Origin of the sequence: Halopelagius longus, from assembly GCF_900100875.1 — an archaeon.
Lineage (GTDB): Archaea > Halobacteriota > Halobacteria > Halobacteriales > Haloferacaceae > Halopelagius > Halopelagius longus.
Genome location: NZ_FNKQ01000001.1, coordinates 846,281 through 864,760, shown reverse-complemented (window position 1 = coordinate 864,760; position 18,480 = coordinate 846,281). Strand labels below are relative to the sequence as shown.

Annotated in this window: 15 protein-coding genes; 4 read left to right on the top strand and 11 right to left on the bottom strand. The window is 68.9% G+C overall.

Annotated elements, in window-relative coordinates; genetic code table 11:
- A complete protein-coding gene (gene hisD / locus BLS11_RS04465) occupies window positions 1-1,299 on the bottom strand; it encodes a histidinol dehydrogenase (protein ID WP_092533529.1) in 1,299 nt (432 codons plus the stop codon).
- A 107-nt stretch (window positions 1,300-1,406) separates the two neighbouring features.
- Between hisD and BLS11_RS04460 the strand changes: the two genes are divergently transcribed.
- Window positions 1,407-2,228, top strand: a complete 822-nt coding sequence (locus BLS11_RS04460) for an endonuclease/exonuclease/phosphatase family protein (protein WP_092533526.1) — start codon at window positions 1,407-1,409, stop codon at window positions 2,226-2,228.
- Between the two features lie 9 nt (window positions 2,229-2,237).
- On the opposite strand, the gene BLS11_RS04455 is transcribed toward BLS11_RS04460, so the two are convergent.
- Window positions 2,238-3,497: an NAD(P)/FAD-dependent oxidoreductase gene (locus BLS11_RS04455; RefSeq protein WP_092533523.1), complete on the bottom strand. Its 1,260-nt coding sequence runs from the start codon at window positions 3,495-3,497 to the stop codon at window positions 2,238-2,240.
- Window positions 3,498-3,618: 121 nt separating this feature from the next.
- Between BLS11_RS04455 and BLS11_RS04450 the strand changes: the two genes are divergently transcribed.
- From BLS11_RS04450 to BLS11_RS04440, 3 genes are all read left to right on the top strand, one after another.
- Window positions 3,619-4,554, top strand: coding sequence for an ABC transporter ATP-binding protein (locus BLS11_RS04450; RefSeq protein ID WP_092534505.1), 936 nt, complete (start codon window positions 3,619-3,621; stop codon window positions 4,552-4,554).
- A complete protein-coding gene (locus BLS11_RS04445) occupies window positions 4,551-6,050 on the top strand; it encodes an ABC transporter permease (protein ID WP_092533520.1) in 1,500 nt (499 codons plus the stop codon). Before BLS11_RS04450 ends, BLS11_RS04445 begins: the two co-directional genes overlap by 4 nt.
- A 70-nt stretch (window positions 6,051-6,120) precedes the next feature.
- A complete protein-coding gene (locus tag BLS11_RS04440) occupies window positions 6,121-7,779 on the top strand; it encodes an AMP-binding protein (RefSeq protein WP_092533517.1) in 1,659 nt (552 codons plus the stop codon).
- 6 nt (window positions 7,780-7,785) lie between these two features.
- Here the strand turns inward: BLS11_RS04440 and BLS11_RS04435 are convergent, their stop codons facing one another.
- The 9 genes from BLS11_RS04435 to BLS11_RS04395 form a co-directional block, all read right to left on the bottom strand.
- Window positions 7,786-9,282 (bottom strand): S8 family peptidase, encoded by a 1,497-nt coding sequence (locus BLS11_RS04435; RefSeq protein ID WP_245698677.1) that lies wholly within the window; start codon window positions 9,280-9,282, stop codon window positions 7,786-7,788.
- A 141-nt stretch (window positions 9,283-9,423) separates the two neighbouring features.
- Window positions 9,424-9,726 carry a PDGLE domain-containing protein gene (locus tag BLS11_RS04430; protein WP_092533511.1) on the bottom strand — a complete coding sequence of 101 codons (303 nt, stop codon included), beginning with the start codon at window positions 9,724-9,726 and terminating at the stop codon, window positions 9,424-9,426.
- Window positions 9,723-10,367, bottom strand: a complete 645-nt coding sequence (locus tag BLS11_RS04425; RefSeq protein WP_092533508.1) for an energy-coupling factor ABC transporter permease — start codon at window positions 10,365-10,367, stop codon at window positions 9,723-9,725. The genes BLS11_RS04430 and BLS11_RS04425 overlap by 4 nt, the downstream gene beginning before the upstream one ends.
- A 76-nt stretch (window positions 10,368-10,443) precedes the next feature.
- Window positions 10,444-10,710 (bottom strand): hypothetical protein, encoded by a 267-nt coding sequence (locus BLS11_RS04420; protein WP_139172770.1) that lies wholly within the window; start codon window positions 10,708-10,710, stop codon window positions 10,444-10,446.
- Window positions 10,711-10,835: 125 nt separating this feature from the next.
- The gene (locus tag BLS11_RS04415) at window positions 10,836-11,750 is read right to left on the bottom strand and encodes a winged helix-turn-helix domain-containing protein (RefSeq protein WP_092533502.1); all 915 of its coding nucleotides are present in this window, start codon (window positions 11,748-11,750) and stop codon (window positions 10,836-10,838) included.
- 112 nt (window positions 11,751-11,862) lie between these two features.
- Entirely contained in the window at window positions 11,863-12,999 is a 1,137-nt protein-coding gene (locus tag BLS11_RS04410) for a pyridoxal-phosphate-dependent aminotransferase family protein (protein WP_175454385.1), read from the bottom strand.
- Window positions 13,000-13,139: 140 nt separating this feature from the next.
- Window positions 13,140-16,247: an FAD-binding and (Fe-S)-binding domain-containing protein gene (locus tag BLS11_RS04405; protein ID WP_092533496.1), complete on the bottom strand. Its 3,108-nt coding sequence runs from the start codon at window positions 16,245-16,247 to the stop codon at window positions 13,140-13,142.
- Between the two features lie 152 nt (window positions 16,248-16,399).
- On the bottom strand, window positions 16,400-16,900 hold the full coding sequence (locus BLS11_RS04400) for a hypothetical protein (protein WP_092533493.1): 501 nt from the start codon (window positions 16,898-16,900) through the stop codon (window positions 16,400-16,402).
- 122 nt (window positions 16,901-17,022) lie between these two features.
- Window positions 17,023-18,258, bottom strand: coding sequence for an MFS transporter (locus BLS11_RS04395; RefSeq protein WP_217628984.1), 1,236 nt, complete (start codon window positions 18,256-18,258; stop codon window positions 17,023-17,025).
- Between the last annotated feature and the right edge of the window lie 222 nt (window positions 18,259-18,480).

The window sequence follows — 18,480 nt, the reverse complement described above, 5'->3', positions numbered from 1 at the left end:
TCACTCGCCCGCGCCCTCCGAGTCGTCGCCGAGGCGCGTCCGGACGCTCTCCGCGTGCGCGTCGAGTCCTTCCGCCTCCGCGAGGGTGGTGATGGTAGGAGAGAGGTCCGAGAGCGCGTCCTCGTCGAGTCGCTGGACCGTCGAGGAGCGCAGGAACGTGTCCACCGAGAGGCCGCCGTAGCGCTTCGCGCCGCCGGAGGTGGGGAGGACGTGGTTCGTGCCGGAGGCGTAGTCGCCCGCGGCGACGGGCGTATACGGGCCGAGGAAGACGCTGCCCGCGTTCGTGATGCGGTCCAAGAGCGCTTCGTCGTCGTCGGCCTGAATCGAGAGGTGCTCCGCGGCGTACTCCTCGGCGAACAGCACCGCCTCGGACATCGACCGGGCCAAGAGGACGCCCGAGGCGTCGTTCGAGAGGGCCTCCTCCACCACGTCGGCGCGTTCCGCGTCGGCGGCCCGCGCCGCGGTGGCGTCCGCGACGTCCTCGGCGAGTTCGGCGTCGGCGGTGACGGCGACGACGGAGGCGTTCGGGTCGTGTTCCGCCTGCGCCACCAGGTCGGCGGCGACGTACTCCGGGTTCGCCGTCTCGTCGGCGACGACGAGAATCTCCGAGGGGCCGGCGAGGAAGTCGATGTCCACGTCGCCGCGGACTTCGGCCTTCGCGGCGGTGACCCACTTGTTTCCGGGGCCGACCACCTTCTGGACGGCCTTCACCGTCTCCGTGCCGTAAGCGAGCGCTGAGACGGCCTGCGCGCCGCCGACGCTGTAGACGGCGTCCGCGCCCGCGACGTGTATCGCGGCGAGCGTCACGGGGTGTATCGGTTCGGCGGGCGGGGTGGCGACGGCGACGTGTTCGACGCCGGCCACCTTCGCCGGAATCACGCCCATGAGGACGCTGGAGGGGTAGGCGGCGGTGCCGCCGGGGACGTAGACGCCGACGCGTTCGAGGGGGCGGAAGCGACGCCCCAACTCGCGCCTCTCGAACGACTCGCGCCAGTCCTCCGGCATCTGGCGTTCGTGGAACTCGCGGACGTTCGCCGCGGCCGCCTCGATGGCCTCCCGAACGTCGTCGTCTATCTCGTCGTAGGCGCGTTCGGCGGCGTCGGTCACGTCGAGATTGCCGACTTCGACGCCGTCGAACTCCCGGCAGAACTCCCGCACCGCCACGTCGCCCTCCGTCCGGACGCGGGAGACGATGTCGCGGACGTCCCCGCGAACGTCGGCGACGCCCGCGTCGCGTTCGAAGAGGGACGCTCGTTCGTCGGGCGAGAGTTCGGCGACTTCCCGAACGTCGAGGTTCATGCCCCGCGATTCGACGCGCCGGCCTAAGGACGTTCCGGAACCCGAGGCCGGAGCGTCTGCGACTCCGTTCCACGGGGTTGACGTACCTCCGCGACGTTGCGGCCCACATGCTTCACTCGTCCGTGCGGGTCATGAGTTTCAACGTCCGCTACGACACCGACAGCGACGGGCGAGACGCGTGGCCGAACCGCCGAGACGCCGTGGTCCGCCTCCTGCGGTACCACCGCCCGGACGTAATCTGCCTGCAGGAACCCCTCCCGCACCAGTTCGCGTCCGTCCGGGAGGCTATCGACCGCTACGAGTGGTTCGGCGTCGGGCGCGCGGGAGGGGGCGAGGGCGAGTTCGTCCCCGTCGGCTACGACGCAGACAGGTTCGAACGCGAGGACGCGGCGGCGTTCTGGCTCTCGGAGACGCCCGACGAACCGGGGAGCGTCGGGTGGGACGCCGACTACCCGCGCGTGGTCACCCGCGTCACCCTCCGGAACCGGGAGACGGGCGACCGGTTGCACGCCGCCAGCGTCCACCTGGATCACGGCGGCGCGAGGGCGCGCGCGGAGGGGGCATCCCTGCTCCGACGACGACTCGGCGAACTGGACGGCCCCCTCGTCGTCGCGGGCGACTTCAACTGCGAACCGGACTCGACGCCCTACCGACGCGTCGTCGGCGACGACGGGGGCGGGAGCGACGGCGACGGCACCGACGCGCCGCCCCTCCGGGACGCGAGGACGCTGGCCGACGAGGGACACCACGGCCCCGAGCGGACGTTCCACGGGTTCACCGGCGATCCGACGGAGCGAATCGACTACGTGTTCGTCCGCGACTGCGACGTGTCGCTGACGGCGACGCTCACCGACAGGCGAAGCGACGACGGCGACGAACGCTACCCGTCGGACCACTTCCCCGTCGCGGCGGACGTCGTTCCGCGCTGACTCCCGACTCTACGGCGGCCCGGCGACCCGGCGGTACTCCCAGTCGTCGGTGTACGCGTCCACGAGGCGGGAGCGCATCGTCGGGTTCGCGGCCAGTTTCGCGAGCAGGACCGGACGCCTGACGAGGCGCGAGAAGGCGTACTTCGGCTCTCTGTCGACCGCCTCCACGTCGATACCGGAGACGGCGTCCATGACGCCGCCGAGGATGTCCGGGCGGCCGTCTTCGAGTGCGCCGCGGACGAGGTACGCCAGACGGTACTCGTCGCGCATCCGCCGGTACAGTTCCGCCGGGTAGTCGTCGATTCGCTCCTCGGCGACGAGGCGGGCCAGCAGGTACGACGACTCGACGGCCTGCGAGATGCCCTTGCCGGTGAAGCGGTTGGCGATGCCCGCGGCGTCGCCGACGCGGGCGACTCGCCGCCGGGGGTCCCACGTCCGCGAGGGGTCGAGGCTCGGGCCGCGCGGGATGGTGTAGACGTTCATCGCCGACCGCTCGGGGACGGGCCAGCCGTTCCGTTCGCAGGCGTCGACGAACGCCTCGAAGTAGTTCTCGGGGAGGGTGCCCTCGGCCCACCCGATGCCGACGTTCGCGCGCGTCTCGGACTTCGGGAACGCCCACGAGTAGCCGAGGTAGTTCTCGAACAGGATGTGCGCCCTCGGGTAGAGCTCCGAGAAGTCGCCCTCCACGTCGGCGTTCAGCGCGGTCATCCGACCGGCGTACTCGCTCGTTCGCCCCTCGGCTTTGCTCGCCATCGAGGGTTGGCCCGCGGCGTCGACCACCAGGTCGAACTCCTCCGTGAACGCGCGGAACTCCGCCTTCGTGACGCCCGCGCCGTCGCGCACGTCCACGCCCCCGTCGGCCAACTGCTCGGCCCACCGGCGTTCGACGACGTTCCGGTCGGTCACGTAGCCGTCGCGGGAGGGGAAGACGCCGCGCCCCGCCAGCGTTCGTCCGGCCGTGTCTTCGGTGTAGACGCGCACCTCGAACTCGGGCGGCCTGTTCTCGAAGCCGTACTCCGAAGTTTTCGGGAGCGGAATCGCGGCGGCGTCGGTCATCGCCTCGCCGCAGTTCACCCGCTTTTCTTCGTACCGCTGTCGCTCGTAGAGGACCACGTCCCACCCCAGTGCGGAGAGTGCGTGGGCGGCCGCCAGACCGGCCATCGCTCCCCCGACGACGACGGCGCGACCAGCGCGTTCGCGCGCCGCCCGGACCGTCTCGCGGTCCAGACGCTCCAGAAACGGGTCGCCCGACCCGTCGATTCCGTTCATGTCGGCTGTTTTGACGTACTCCTCAAAAAACACTCGTAACCGACCGGTGCCGTCGCCCCCGCCCCTCGAAGGTGTGATATTCATGCGTTCGCGAAGCGAAGACTCGCCCGGAGCATCCGAGATGAACGAGAGACAGGCGGCGGGTTCGGAGGCCGACGCGGACGACCCGCGGGCGGCGGAACGCGGCGAGGGGAGTCCGGTCGTCCGAGTCGAGGACCTCAGGTTCACCTACCCCGGTGCGGAGGCGGAGACGCTTCGCGGCCTCGACTTCGAGATACGGCCCGCCGAGGTGTTCGGCTTCCTCGGTCCGTCGGGGGCCGGGAAATCGACGACGCAGAAGGTGCTCGTCGGCCTCCTCGACGACTACGAGGGGACGGTGTCGGTGTTCGGCCGCGACGTTCGCTCGTGGGGCGGCGCGTACTACGAACGGGTCGGCGTCTCGTCGGAAGCGCCGAACACGTACCTGAAACTCACCGGCCGGGAGAACCTCGCCCTGTTCGCGTCCCTGTACGAGGGCGAGACGCGCGACCCGGAGGAACTGCTCGAACTCGTCGGTCTGACGGACGCCGCCGACCGGCGGGTGTCGGGGTACTCGAAGGGGATGAAGATGCGCCTGAACTTCGCGCGGTCGCTGCTTCACGACCCAGACCTGCTGTTCCTCGACGAACCGACGACGGGCCTCGACCCGAGCAACGCGCGGCGCATCAAGGACATCGTCTCCGACCTGCAAGCGGGCGGGACGACGGTGTTCGTCACCACCCACGACATGGCCGTCGCGGACGAACTCTGCGACCGCGTGGCGTTCATCGTGGACGGCGACATCGCCGTCATCGCGCCGCCCGAGGACCTCAAGCGGCGGTACGGCTCGAAGCGCGTCCGCGCCGAGTACGTCGCGGAGGACGGGACGACCCGAACCACCGAGTTCGACCCCGAGAACCCCGCCGACGGCGACGCCCTCGCCGACCTGATTCGTTCGGGGCGCTACGAGTCGCTCCACACCGAGGAGGCGACGCTGGAGGACGTCTTCATCGAGGTGACCGGGAGGGGCCTGCGGTGACGCTCTCGGCGGCCCGCCTCGCGACGCTGATTCGCTCGGACGTGACGCTCCAGCGTCGCTACGGCTTCTACGCCGTCTACGCCTTCGTCACCGTCGCGTTCGCCCTCGGCCTGCGGGCCGTCCCCGACGCGGAGGTACCGCGCTTCTTCACGCTCGTCGTCCTCTCGGACCCGGCGCTCTTGGGCTTCTACTTCGTCGGCGCGCTCGTCCTCTTCGAGAAGGGCGAGGGCGTCCTCGACGCCCTCGTGACGACGCCGGTGTCCGTCTCGGAGTACCTCCTCTCGAAAGTCGTCTCGCTGACGGCGCTGGCGCTTCTGGTCACGTTCGTCATCGCACTCCTCGCCGTAGGGACGGCGTTCGACCCGGTGGTGCTGTTCGCCGCCGTCGCCCTGACGGTTCCGTTCTACGTCCTCGTGGGGTTCGTCGCAGTCGCCCGGTTCGACACGCTGAACGCCTACTTCATGTCGGCCATCGTCTACATGACCGCCCTCTCGCTTCCCGTCGTCGGCCTGTTCGGACTGGTCGAGTCTCCCCTCTTCTACCTGTTTCCGGTGCAGGCGTCTCTCGTCCTCCTCGCGGCCGTCTTCGAACCGGCGTCGGCGACGATGCTCGCGTACGGCGTCGGCTACCTCCTCGTCGCCACCGCCGTCGCGTGGGTCGCCGCGCGCCGGGCCTTCGTCCGGCACGTCGTCCGCGGGGGCGACGCAAGCGGCGCGAGCGAACCCGCCGCGCCCGGCGGGTTCTCGCGCGTCCTCGGCGACCGAACCCTCGGCCCCGTCGGGACGATGGCCGCCGCCGACCTGAAAAAGTGGGTGCAGGACCCCCTGTACGTCTACATTGGCCTCGCGCCGGCGCTTCTGGCCGTGGTTACCCGCTTCGGCACCCCGTACGTCGCGGCGCGACTCGCCGGGACGTTCGATATCGTGCCGTACTATCCGCTGGCCGTCGCCTTCGTCGTCGCGTTCGTCCCCGGCATGTTCGGCTTCGTCGCCGGCTTCTTCGTCCTCGAAGAACGCGACCAAGGCCTCATCGCGGCGTTCCGGACGACGCCGCTGACCGGCGAGGGCTACCTGCGCTACCGCGTCCTCTCGGTGACTCTCGTGAGTTTCGCCGTCACCGCCCTCACCGTTCCGTTGGCGGGCCTCGTCTCCATCTCGCCGGCGGTGTTCGTCCCCGTCGCCGCCGTCGCGGCGCTCTGGGCCGCCGTCTCCTGTCTGCTCATGGCGTCGCTGGCGTCGAACTCCGTCGAGGGCGTCGCCGTGAGCAAGGCGCTCGGAATCCTCGTGACGATTCCGCTGTTCGGCATCGTCTTCGTCCAGGAACCGTGGCAGTACGCCCTCGGCGTCTTCCCGGCGTTCTGGACGGCGAAGGCGTTCCTCGTCGGCGCGGCGTCCGGCCTCTCCGTCGAGTTCGCCGGACTCCTCGCGGGCGGCGTCGTCGCCCACCTCGTCCCCCTCGTCGTCCTCGGGCGTCGGTTCCTCGCCCGCGAGGACTGACGATTTGTTCGCCTCCGCCGTTCGCGAATCCTGATAAAAAGTTGATTATAGTTCGGCGAGAGGCCGAACCATGTCGGGTGAACACAACCTGCACGATTACGAGGAGTTCCGCGAGTCGTTCGAGTGGGACGACATCTACGCGGAGGCGGACTGGGACGCCCCCGACTCGCTGAACGTCGCCCACGAGGTGTGCGACAGACACGCCGAAGACCGGTCGCGCGTCGCCCTCTACTACGCCGGGACGGACGGGGAACGCGAGACGCTGACGTTCTGGGAACTCGAAGAGCGGTCGAACCGGTTCGCGAACGTCTTAGAGGGCCTCACGGACCCCGGCGACCGGGTGTTCTCGTACATGCCGCGGGTTCCCGAACACTACGTCGCCCTCGTCGGGACGCTGAAACGCGGCGCGGTGTGGGGGAGCGTCAACGAACGGTTCGGCCCCGACGGCATCGCCTACCGCCTCGACGACTGCGACGCGAAGGTGGTCGTGACGACGGCGGAGAACCGCGAGACTATCGAACGCGCCCTCGAAGACGTTCCCTCCGTCGAACGCGTCGTCGTCGTCGGAGGCGGCGAGGAGACGTCGGCGGACGACGTAGACTTCGCCGAGGCGACGCGGGCGGCGAGTCGGGAGTACGACGCCGCCGACACCGCCGGCGGGGACGACGCCCTCCTCTACTACACCTCGGGGACGACGGGCCCGGCGAAGGGCGTCCTCCACGAACACCGCTGGGTCGCCGGCGTCGCCGCCACGCAACGGTTCGCCGTGGACCTACAACCCGGCGACTGCTACTGGAGTACCGCCGACTTGGGATGGCTGACCGGCCCGATAAACACCCTCGGCGCGTGGTTCTGGGGAGCGACGCTGTTCACCTACGAGGGCGAGTTCGACCCCGAGACGTGGGCCGACCTGTTGGACGAGTACCCCGTCTCGGTGCTGTTCTCCGTCCCGACGGCCTACCGGATGCTCCGCGCAAACGAGGAGGTGTTCGACGGCGCGGACCTCGACCTGCGCCACGCCCTCTCCATCGGCGAACCCCTCTCGGCTGGCGTCGTCGAGTGGGGCGAGGACACCCTGGGCGTCACCATCCACGACACCTACGGTCAGACGGAGACGGGGAACATGATAATCAACAACTACCCGACGATGGAGGTGCGCCCCGGGAGCATGGGCAAACCGCTCCCCGGCATCGAGGCGGCCGTCGTGGACCCCGACACGGGCGAACCCTTAGACCCCGGCGAGACGGGCGAGATAGCCCAACGGCCCGACTACCCCTGCTTCTTCGCGGAGTACTGGAAGAACCCCGAGAAGACCGACGACTGCTTCGAGAACGGGTGGTACCTCTCGGGCGACTTGGCGCAGATGGACGAGGACGGCTACTTCTGGTTCGAGGGGCGCGCCGACGACGTGATAATCAGTTCGGGCTACCGCATCGGCCCGTTCGAGGTGGAGAGCGCACTCGGGGAACACGCCGCCGTCGCGGAGGCGGCCGTCGTCCCCAAACCCGACGAGGAACGCGGCAACATCGTCAAGGCGTACGTCGTTCTCACCGACGACGCCGACCCGAGCGACGACCTGAAGGAGGCCATCCGACAGCACGTCCGAACCGAACTCGCCGCCCACGAGTACCCCCGCGAGATGGAGTTCGTCGACGACCTGCCGAAGACGGTGACGGGGAAGATTCGGCGGACGGAACTGCGCGACCGGACGGCGGACCCGGCGGCCTGAGGCGTCTTACTTCCCGCCCTTCCGGGCCGCCTCCGCGACGGCGTCGGGCGCGTATATTATGCCCGCGCCGATGTCGGGACTGCTCGACCCGTTACTGAAGCGGGCGGTTCGCTCGATTATCTGTTGGACCTGCTTGGCGTTCAGGTCGGGGTTCACCTCGCGGACGAGAGCCACCAACCCGGCCACCTGCGGCGCGGCCATCGACGTTCCGGCGTACCAGTCGTACTCTGTCCCCTCGTTCAGTTCCGCGGGGACGGTCGAGAGGACGAGGTTCGTCGGGTACGGGTACTCGGTATCCTCGGACAGCGACTTCTCCAGCGTCTCGTATCCGCCGCCGGGCGCGCCGACGTCCACGTCGCTGGTTCCGTAGTTCGAGTAGAACGCGAGTTCGTTGGTCGGTCCGGTCGCACTGACGCTGACCGCCCCCGGGACGCTGTTCGGGAGCGTGTAGTATCCCCCCTGCTGGAGGTTCGACTCCGCGTTGCCAGCACTCGCGGTCACGACGGTTCCCTGCTGGACGGCGCGTTGCACGACGGTCTGGTACGCGACGTGTTCGCCCGACTTGTGGGCCGACCCTCTGATGACGTCGCCGCCGAGGCTCATGTTCGCCGCGTCCGCGCCGAGTTCCGCGGCGTAGTCGATGGCGCTGAGAATGTCGAAATCCGTGGTGAAAAGCGTCGTGACCGTGAGTTCCTCCTCCGTCCCGTCGTCGCGTTCGTGGACGTAGCCGGTCACCTTCGTCCAGTAGAACACCCGGAGGGGGACGACGTCCGCGTCGGGCGCCATCCCGGCGATACCGGTCGTTCCGTCGTTCTTCCCGGTGGCGATGCCGGCGCAGTGACTCCCGTGAGACTGCACGTCGTCGGCGGCCGCCTGTTCCCGCGTGGTCGGCGCGCCGCGGTAGACGTAGGGGTCGAGTTCCTCCGCGCTCCCGTCCGCGAGTCCCTGCGGGAGTTTCGCCTCGATGGTCGTATCGCCGGGGACGAACGGGTCGCCCGACGGACTCGTCTCGCCGTCGGCGCGGAACAGGCCGCCGCGTCCGGCGCGCGTCCGAAGGTCGGGGTGCGACGTGTCGATTCCCGTATCGATGATGGCGACGGTCGAACCCTCGCCGGTCGCCTCCTCGTGGGCGGCGAACGCGCCCGTCGTCTCCTCCGTCTTGTCCCACTGGAGGTCGGCCAACTCGTCGTCCGTCGACGCCGCCGACTCTCGAACCGCCGGGCCGACCGGCCGATAGCCCTCGTTCGGTTCCACCGTGCGGACGCCGCCCACGTCGGCCACCGCCGACCGGGACTCCGCGGCGACGAGGAACACGTCGCCGCCCGCGGTTTCGCCCCGCACCTCGATTCCCTCCCGTTCGAGGCGCTTGCGGATTCCGTTTCCGGGGGCGGTCACGACGTACTCCTCGCGGCCGTCCGCGGCACTCGCCACACCCATCGAACTCAGTACGACTGCACCACCCGCGATGCCCTTGAGGACATCCCGTCTGCTGTGATTCGACATACCACACGGCCGTTCGACGGAGGGCGACAAATCCGTTCTCGTCGACAGCAATCTATGGTGAATGTTCTCACATAACGGGAAACGAGACGTTTCGGAGCGGTGATGCCTCGAACGCGAGTTTCCGGCGAGTTCGGTGCGTAGTCAGGCCGATTCGGCCGCGAGCAACTGTCCGACGCCGAACGCGGCGGCGAACGTGACGGCGACGCCCGCGACGCCGGAGACGAACGTTCCGGCGTACGGCCCGACGCCCGCGACGCGGTAGTCCGGGAACAGACCCGGCACCGTCCGGTAGACGTGCGCCTCCGCGCCGAACCGCGCGGCGAGGTTCCCCATCGGTTCGGCGTACCCGACGACGCCCGCCGCCCACGCGAAAAGCGGCGAGAGCGCCACGAGGCACCCGACCAGGAGGAGCGTTCGCCGCGTCCAGCCGGCGGCTACGTTCACGCGGCCACCTCCTCCTCGGCGTCGCGGCCGAACGCGGCGGGCGCGCCGACGGCGCGGAAGAACCGAACCCCGCCGACGGTCAGCAGTCCCTCAGCGAGGCCCAACGCGGCGTGCGAGAGCGTCATCGTCGAAACCGTCTCGACGAGGCGGTAGTCGAACGCGGCGGACGCGCCGAGTTGGAGTCCCGCGAAGAAGGCGGCGGCGGTGACGCCCACCGCCCCGGCGGCGAAGACGGCGGCCGTCTCGTTTCTGTCCGCGAGGAGGCGGTACGCGGCGTAGCCGACGAGGACGTTCACGACGGCCATGTTCCAGACGTTCGCGCCGAGGACGACGAGTCCGCCGTCGGCGAACACGACGGCTTGGACGGCGACGACGACGGTCATCGCGATAACGCCCGCGGCGGGGCCGAGCAGGATGCCCGCCAGCGCGCCGCCGACGAAGTGAGCGCTCGTTCCGCCGGGAATCGGCCAGTTCAACATCTGGGCGGCGAATATCGCCGCCGACGCGAGGGCGAACAGTCGCACTCGCTCCCCCGAGAGGGTGCCGCGCGCGCGGCGGAACGCTTCGCCCACCGCGCCCGTCGAGGCGACGGCGAAGAGCGTTGCGACGAACGAACTCAGCATTCCGGTGAGGATGTGCATCTGTATCCGATCCGACAGACGAGCGGTCGATAAATAATGGGTCGGGTTCGGGGGCGGGGTTCGTCCGCCGGACGCCTCAGACTTCGACGCAGACGGAGGTACGCGGCACGCAGAGGTGGCGTCGTCGGGCGGACTCGCGCCGCCGGAGTCTCCGACCGGCGGTCACCGCCACCGCGGCAGTCGCCGCGACGGTCACTGCGGCGGCGACGGTCGGTAGCGGTTCGCTCGCGGCCCACAACGCGAGGGGAATCGCGGCGGCGACGAGGTACGAGACGACGAGGCTCCGCGCCGTGATCCGGCGGTCGTACGCTTCGGCGGTCGTTCCGGGTGCGCTCCGTTTCATCACGGTCGGAGAGACGGCCGCCGACCCCATAACCATAATCTGAATTACATTTTTGTAACGGCGGTTACCGAAACGAGGATACGTTGGAATTCCGATGTGGGGCGAGGGAGGCGGTCTGACCGCGCTCAGACGCCCGGCGCGGACTCGGCGGACTCGGCGGATTCCGCCGACTCCCGCGTCGTCTCCACCACGTCGAGTTCGCCGTCCACGGTGACGCGGAGCGTCTCGTCGTCCAAGCGGATGTCGACGCGGAGTCGCCACGGGTCGGTCGATTCGACGGTGACGGGGGCGTCGCCGACGCACCAGTCGAGTCGCCAGTAGGGGACTTCAGACAGCGTCTCGCCGTGGTCGGCGTAGAAGTTGCCGACGGCGGAGTGGTCCAAGAGCGCCAACCCGACGGCGGCGCACCGTTCGTGGGCGCACTGACGGCAGACGTGACTCGCCCTGAGCGTCCCGCCGAGGCAGCACTCCTCGCCGCGTTCGATGCTCGTCTCCATGCGCCCGTTGCACTCGGGGCAGACGCCGTCCTTCGCGAGGCAGTTGAGGTGCCGCACTCGCTGGTCGAACGCGTCGAGAACCTCCGCGTCCGTCCTGTCGTGGAGGCCGCCCGGCGGGAACGAGTACTCGCCGTGGCCGTGCCCGCAGGCGGGGCAGTCGATGCACAGCATCTCGTCCTCGTAGTGCGCCGAAAGCGTCTCCCCGCACCGGACGCAGGGGTCGTCGATGTCGAGTTCCCGGCGGGGGTGTTGGGTGAACGACCCCGCGAGGACGGCCTGTACGACCCGCCGACCGGCGGTTCGGAGTTCGTACCCCTCGTCGGTCTTCCGGACGAACTGCCCGGTGAGTTTCCCGAGGTGGTAGTTGAACTGCGCGCTGTCGCGCATCTGTATCTCGCTGCGAACGTCGGAGAAGCGCGCCGGCCCGTCGAGTCGCCACAACGCCTCCAGAATCGACAGCCGCGTCTCGTCGCCGACCAGCGAAAAGGCGTCCGCCGGTTCCATACAGTCGTCGCACGATTGGAGTTCGTCCGCCCTACTCATGCTCGGACAGACGGAACGTCGAATCTAAAGTGTTCGCTAAGTCGCATTTTTGTTCGAAATCCGAGGGGTCTGACGACGGCGGAGTCGGCGGCGACGGCCCGCGGGGGCGGCGTTACTCGCCCAACGCCTCGCGCATCGCGGCGAGGCCGGCGTCCACGTCGACGTCCGCGCCCTGCGCCTCCAACGCCTCGCCGAGTGCCGGCAGGAGGAACGAGACGTTCTGCGGCCGCGCGGAGTGGCCCATGCATCCGATACGGAAGATGTCGCCCGACAGTGCGCCGAGGCCGCCCGCGATTTCGAGGTCGTACTTCTCGAGGAGGTAGTCGATGGCCGCGCCCGCGTCCACGCCGTCGGGGACGAGGACGGCGTTGAGGCTCGGAAGCCAGAACTCGTCGTCGGGGTTGAGGCCGAGGCCCATCGCCTCCGCGCCGGCCTTCAACGCGCCCGCGACGTGCAGGTGCCGGTCCCAACGCTCCTCGATGCCCTCCTCGGCGACGAGGCGGAGGGCCTCGCGGAGGGCGTAGACGTTCGTGACGGGCGCGGTGTGGTGGTACGCGCGTTCCTCGCCCCAGTACCCCTCCAGAAGCGAGACGTCGAGGTACCACGACCGGGGTTCCGTCTCGCGGGAGAGCACCTTGTCCATCGCGCGGTCGTTGAGCGTCAACGGACTCGCGCCCGGCGGACAGGAGAGGCACTTCTGCGGGCCGGAGTAGGCGACGTCGATGCCCCAGTCGTCCACCTCCAACTCGACGCCGCCGAGGGAGGTGACCGTGTCCGCGATAACGTAGGCGTCGTGGTCGTGGGCGATGCTCGTCAACTCCGAGAGGTTCGGCTGCTTGACGCCCGTGGAGGTTTCGGCGTGGACGAAGCCGAACACGTCCGGTTGGTGTTCGTCGAAGGCGTCCTGCACGTCGGCGGCGTCGAGCGGTTTCCCCCACGGGGCGTCCACGGTGACAACCTCGCCGCCGGCGCGGCGGGCCATCGACGCCATCCGGTCGCCGAAGTAGCCGTTCGTCGGGACGAGCATCGTCTCGCCCGGTTCGACCACGTTTCCGATGGCCGCCTCCATCGACGCCGACCCGGTGCCGGAGACGGGAATCGTCCACTCGTTGTCCGTCCGGAACGCGTAGCGCAACAGTTCCTGTACGTCCTGCATGATGTCGATGAACGAGGGGTCGAGGTGGCCGACCAACGGCGTGGACATCGCGCGGAGGACGCGTGGGTGGACGTCGCTGGGTCCGGGGCCCATCAAGGTGCGGTTCGGGGGCGTCAACTCTCCGACCTCTGGTGCGTCCGTCATACTCTGTCAGTATCACGCCCCCCGGACGGGATAAAAGCGGACGGTTCGAAGCGTCCGCGCCGTCTGCGGCCCTCACGTCCGCCGTCGGCCTACTTCACCGTCTCGGCCACCTTCTCTATCGGGTGGGGCGGTCGCTCCGCGTCCTCCCTGTCGCCGAGTTGCGTCCGGCAGGACGCCCCCGGCGCGACGACGGTGTCGCCCCGACTCGCATCGACTTTCGCGAACAGTATCTCGCCGATGGACTGCGAGAGGTCGTAATGTTCGTCCTCGTAGCCGAACGACCCCGCCATCCCGCAGCATCCGGAGTCGAGGGGGTCGACGTCGTAGCCCACCCGCCGGAGGACGCCGACGGCGTGGTGGTCCTTGTTCAACGCCTTCTGGTTGCAGTGACCGTGGTACGACAGCGATTCCGCGGGTCCCCCGTCGGCCACCGCCGCGTTCGCGCCGCCCGTCGCCGCCGTCGCGCCCGCGTCGGCGTCGGCGGTCAGTTCCTCGTCCAGTCGGAACACGTCCATGAACTCCAAGACGCCGTAGGAGGCGGCGCTGAGGTTACGGACGGACTCGCGGTCCAACAGGTCGAGGTACTCGTCTTGGAACATCACGGCGTCTGAGGGTTCGACGAACACCACCGACCACCCGTCCTCGACGTACGGGGCGAGTTCGGCGGCGTTCCTCGCGGCGCGGCGGCGCGCGATATCGAGGAAGCCCATCGAGAACGCCGCGCGACCGCTGGGAGCGACGTTCTCGGCCAGTCGGACGTGGACGCCCGCCGATTCGAGGACGCGCACGGCGTCTTTCCCCACCTTCGGATACGAGTAGTTCGTGTAGGTGTCGGGGAACAGCAACACGCGGTGGGTCGCCTCCGCCTCGGAGACGGCCGGTTCCCGTTCGCGCATCCACTTCTCTAAGGTGTCGCGCGTGAACGTCGGCAGTTCCCGCTCTCCTGCGATGCCGAGCGTCCTCTCCATCGCCGCCCGCGCGCCGGGCACCTTCGACGCGGCGTTCGAGAGGGGCGCGAGGGCGCTTCCGAGTCGCGCCGCCAGATCGACGTTGGCGAACAGTTTGTCTCGGAGCGACGACCCCTCCTCGCGGTGGTACTCGTGTTTGACCTCGGCCTTCAGTTTCGCCAAGTCGACCCCCGTCGGGCAGTCGTTCTTACAGCCCTTACACCCGACGCAGAGGTCCAGAATCTCCCGCTGGAACCGCTCGGAGTACATCTCGTCTTCCGAGAGGTCGCCGCTTATCGCCGCGCGGAGCATGTTCGCCCGGCCGCGGGTCGTCTCCGCCTCGTCCTTCGAGGCGCGGTACGTCGGGCACATCGTGTCGGACCCGGTCTGACGGCACGTCCCGCACCCGTTGCAGAGTTCGACGAGGTGGGAGAACCCGCCCTCGTCGGAGAAGTCAAGCGTCGTCGCCGGTTCGAGCGAACTGTACGCCGCGCCGTAGCGGAGGTGGTCGCGCATGTCCGTCGGGTCGTCCTCGCGGTAGACCACCTTCCCCGGATTCATCAGCCAATCGGGGTCGAACGCCGTCTTCAGTTCCTGGAACGCCGACCACAGGTCCGGACCGTACATCTTCGGGTTCCACTCCGTCCGGGCGAGGCCGTCGCCGTGTTCGCCCGAGAACGCCCCGTCGTGGTCGAGAACGAGGTCGGTCACGTCGTCCGTAATCTCCCGCATCGTCTCGATGCCGTCGGCGTCCTTCAGGTTCAGGATGGGCCGGATGTGGAGCGTTCCGCTTCCGGCGTGCGCGAAGTACGCCGCGGAGGTGCCGTGGTCTTCGAGGACCTCCTCGAACTCCGTGACGTACTCGGCCAACTCCTCCGGCGGCACCGTCGCGTCCTCGATGAACGGGTACGGCTTCGGGTCGCCCTCCAAGGACATCAGGAGAGGAATCGCCGCCTTCCGGAGTTTCCAGATGTCTGCCTGCGCCTCCTCGGTGTAGGCTTCGATAGCCTCGAAGGCGCGTCCGCCCGCGACGGTGCCGTCGGGACTCCCCTCGCCGCGGAGGAAGTGGTCGTTCGTCTCCCGTATCGCCGCCTCGAAGTCGTCGTGGAGTTCGGAGTCGAACTCGAGCATGAGGGTGGCCGCCGTCCCCTCCGGGATGGGCTCGACGTACTGGGCGTACTCGCCGGACTCCGCGGCCATCCGGAACACCTCGTCGTCCATCAGTTCGACCGCGCTGGCGTCGAACTCCAAGGCGTCCGGCACCGCGGCCATCGCGTCCACCAAGTCCTCGTACGCGTAGAGGACGAGTGCCGTCTCCTCGGGGACGGTGACGAGGGAGACGGTGGCTTCGACGATGACGCCGAGGGTCCCCTCGGCGCCGACGAACAGCTTCGTGAGGTTCATCACCGTCTCGCCCGCCTCGTTCTCCCGAATCACCTTGTGGAGGTTGTACCCCGAGACGCACCGCTTCAGTTCGGGGTACCGCTCCGCTATCTCCGCCTCGTTCTCCTCGACGAGTCGGCGCACCGTCTCGTAGATGTGCGCCTCCCGGTCGTCCTTCGAGACGATGTCGTCCCACTCCTCGCTGTCGACCACCACGTCGCGGGTGTGAATCACCGACCCGTCCGTCAACACGACGCGCAGTTCGTCGGTGTAGGCGTCGGTGATGCCGTATCTGACCGAGTGCGCGCCCGTGGAGTTGTTCCCGATGCCGCCGCCCACCGTCGCCCGGTTCGAGGACGCCGGGTCGGGCGCGAACTTCAGTCCGTACTCGGCGAGTCTGTCGTCTAAGTCGTCCTGCACGACGCCGGGTTGCACCGTCGCCGTCCGCCCCTCGGGGTCTATCTCCACCACCCCGTCCATGTACTTCGAGAAGTCAACGACGACACAGCCCGGTCCGACGGTCTGTCCCGCCAGCGACGACCCCGCGCCGCGCGGGAGAACCGGCACGCCGTGCGCTGACGCTATCCGCACCGTCTCCCGGACGTCGTCCTCGTCGCGCGGGATGACGACGCCCGCGGGTCGCGCGCCGTATATCGACCCGTCGGTGGCGTACAACACCTGCGCGTACTCGTCGAATCGAACCTCGCCCGAAACCGCCTCGCGTAAGTCCGACGCCACCTCCGCGTACTCGTCTACGTCGTCGACGTCGTAATCGCCCGCGTCTTGGAATGCCTGAAAGTCGTGTGAATCGACGCTATCGGCGCTGTGCCCGTACCGCGTCTTCGGTCGGCGTTCCTCGGAGGCCATTAGGATGAACTATCATGTGGGTTTTGATAAAGCTGTGTGCCGTGTGCGAACTGTGAGCACAGACGCGCCGCGCGGTCGGGCGTCGGTTCCGGGGAGGGAAACGAAGAGAGGGGAGTCGGAGAGAGCGAGCCTCGGAGACGGCGCGCCGCGGGTCAGGACTCGGCGTAGAGGACGGCGAGGACGACGAACAGCGCGACTTCCGCGGCCTTCGAGGCGGCGGCCCAGAGGTCGGTCGTGAGGTGGGAGACGACGTTCTCCAGCGGCGAGAGGCCGTGCAGGAGCGGTTCCCGGCCGGGCAGGAAGCCGCCGTGGCCGGTGAAGTGCCACGCGAAGTAGCCGACGACGTAGACGGCCGAAAGAAGCATCCCCGCGAGGTAGTAGGGTCGTCGGTCCGGCGCGTTGCGACTCAGCGAGACGCCGACGAGGAGGGCGACGCCGGAGAGGACGAACGCCACCGGGCGGGGGTCGAACTGGAGGACCCGCCAGTTGCCGTTGAGCGCGGCGAACAGTTCCACCATCCCGTGACTCGGGTGCAGGAGATGGAGGAGGGCGACGAGGACGGCCAGCCCCGCGCCGGCGTACGAGATCGCCCTCGTCGCCCCGTCTGAGTCGTTCGCGGACCGCGAGGCCGTCGAACTGTCGGACGTGTTCATTACCGGTCGGAGGACGGCCAAGTATAACTGTCTCATCCTTTCTCCCCGCGGTACGACGGACGCACCACACGCCGCGAACGGGGGCGCGACCGGTCCGCGGACGCTTCGAGTCGGGTCGGACCTCACAGTTCGACGTTCGGGACGAACTCCCCCGTCTCCCGGCGCACGCCGCCGAGTAGCAGCATGGCGGCCGCGAGCGGGAGGAGCGCGCAGGCGAGATACACCGGGAAGAAGCCGACCGCCTCTATCAACGGGAGGGCGACTATCGGGCCGAACCCGCCGCCGATGTCGCCGAATACGTTGTTCGTGCCGACGGCCCGGCCCATCCGGTCGTCGGCGACGAGGTCCGCGAGGAGGGCCATCAACGGTCCGCTGGTGCCGCCCTGCCCGGTGCCGACGAAGAAGCAGGCGACGGCCAGCGTCGCCACCGAGTCCGCGAACGCGAGGAGCAGAAAGCCGAGCGACGTGGTGCCGAGGAAACACAGGAGGACGGGGACGCGCGACTGCCGCCGGTCGCTGACGTACCCGCCGACGTACATGGAGACGCCCGCGGCGACGACGGTGACGGCCATGAAGATGCCCGAGGACCCCTGCGAGTCGAACCCGAACACCCCGAGGCCGTTCCGGTCGAGAAACAGCACCAGCGTCGCGAACAGCGCGCCGATGTAGACGAACAGGACGGCGAAGTTCACCGCGCCGACGGTCAACGCGGGGAGACTCGTGTCCACGTCCCACGGCTTGACGGACTTCGTCGAACGCTCCTCGACGTGCGTCTCCGGCACCGTCGCGTACGCCACGACGCTGGCGAAGAACGCGAAGGCGGTGGCGACGGCGAACGCGGGGACGGTGCCCCAGAACTCGCTGACGACGCCGCCGACGACCACGCCAGTCGGGAAGCCGAACAGGACGCCCCCTCTGATGAGGCCCATGCTCGCCCCGCGGGAGCGGTTGGTGCTCACGTCGGCGGCGATCGTGTACGCCGTCGCGAAGACGAGTGCGCTCCCGACGCCCCAGAGGATTCTGGCGGCCATGAACCACCCCTCCGGGAACGGCGCGAGCATCGCGGCGACGTACCCGGAAGTGGCGAACCCTTGGACGAACATCCCGACGACGAACGGCGTCCGCGTCCCGATTCGGTCCACGAGGACGCCCGCGGGGGCGTTCGCGACCAGTCGAGAGAAGCGGTTCGCGCTCAGGATGAGGCCGACGAGGAACGGCGAGATGCCGAGCACCGCGCCGAGATTGGGTAAGATCGGGAAGATGACGCCGCCGCCGAAGCCGATGAAGAACGTGCTGACGATGACCGCTCCCACGACGACGGACCGGTCGCTCGCGCCCCCGCGGACGCGGTTCGACAGTCGCTCGATGGAGTTACGTGGCGACACGAAAGACGCCCTCAGACGCGCGCTCCGCGCGTTCGCGGTACTGCACGCGCCGGGGGGACGCCCCCGGCGGCCCGACTCGCTCGCGGTCTCTCGGAGCGCACCCGTAGCGACGGAGAGAGACGGGGAGAGGCGGTAGAACCGGTGATATACATTCCTAGGTAGTTGGCAAAATTTTCTCTAAAGGGTTTGGATACG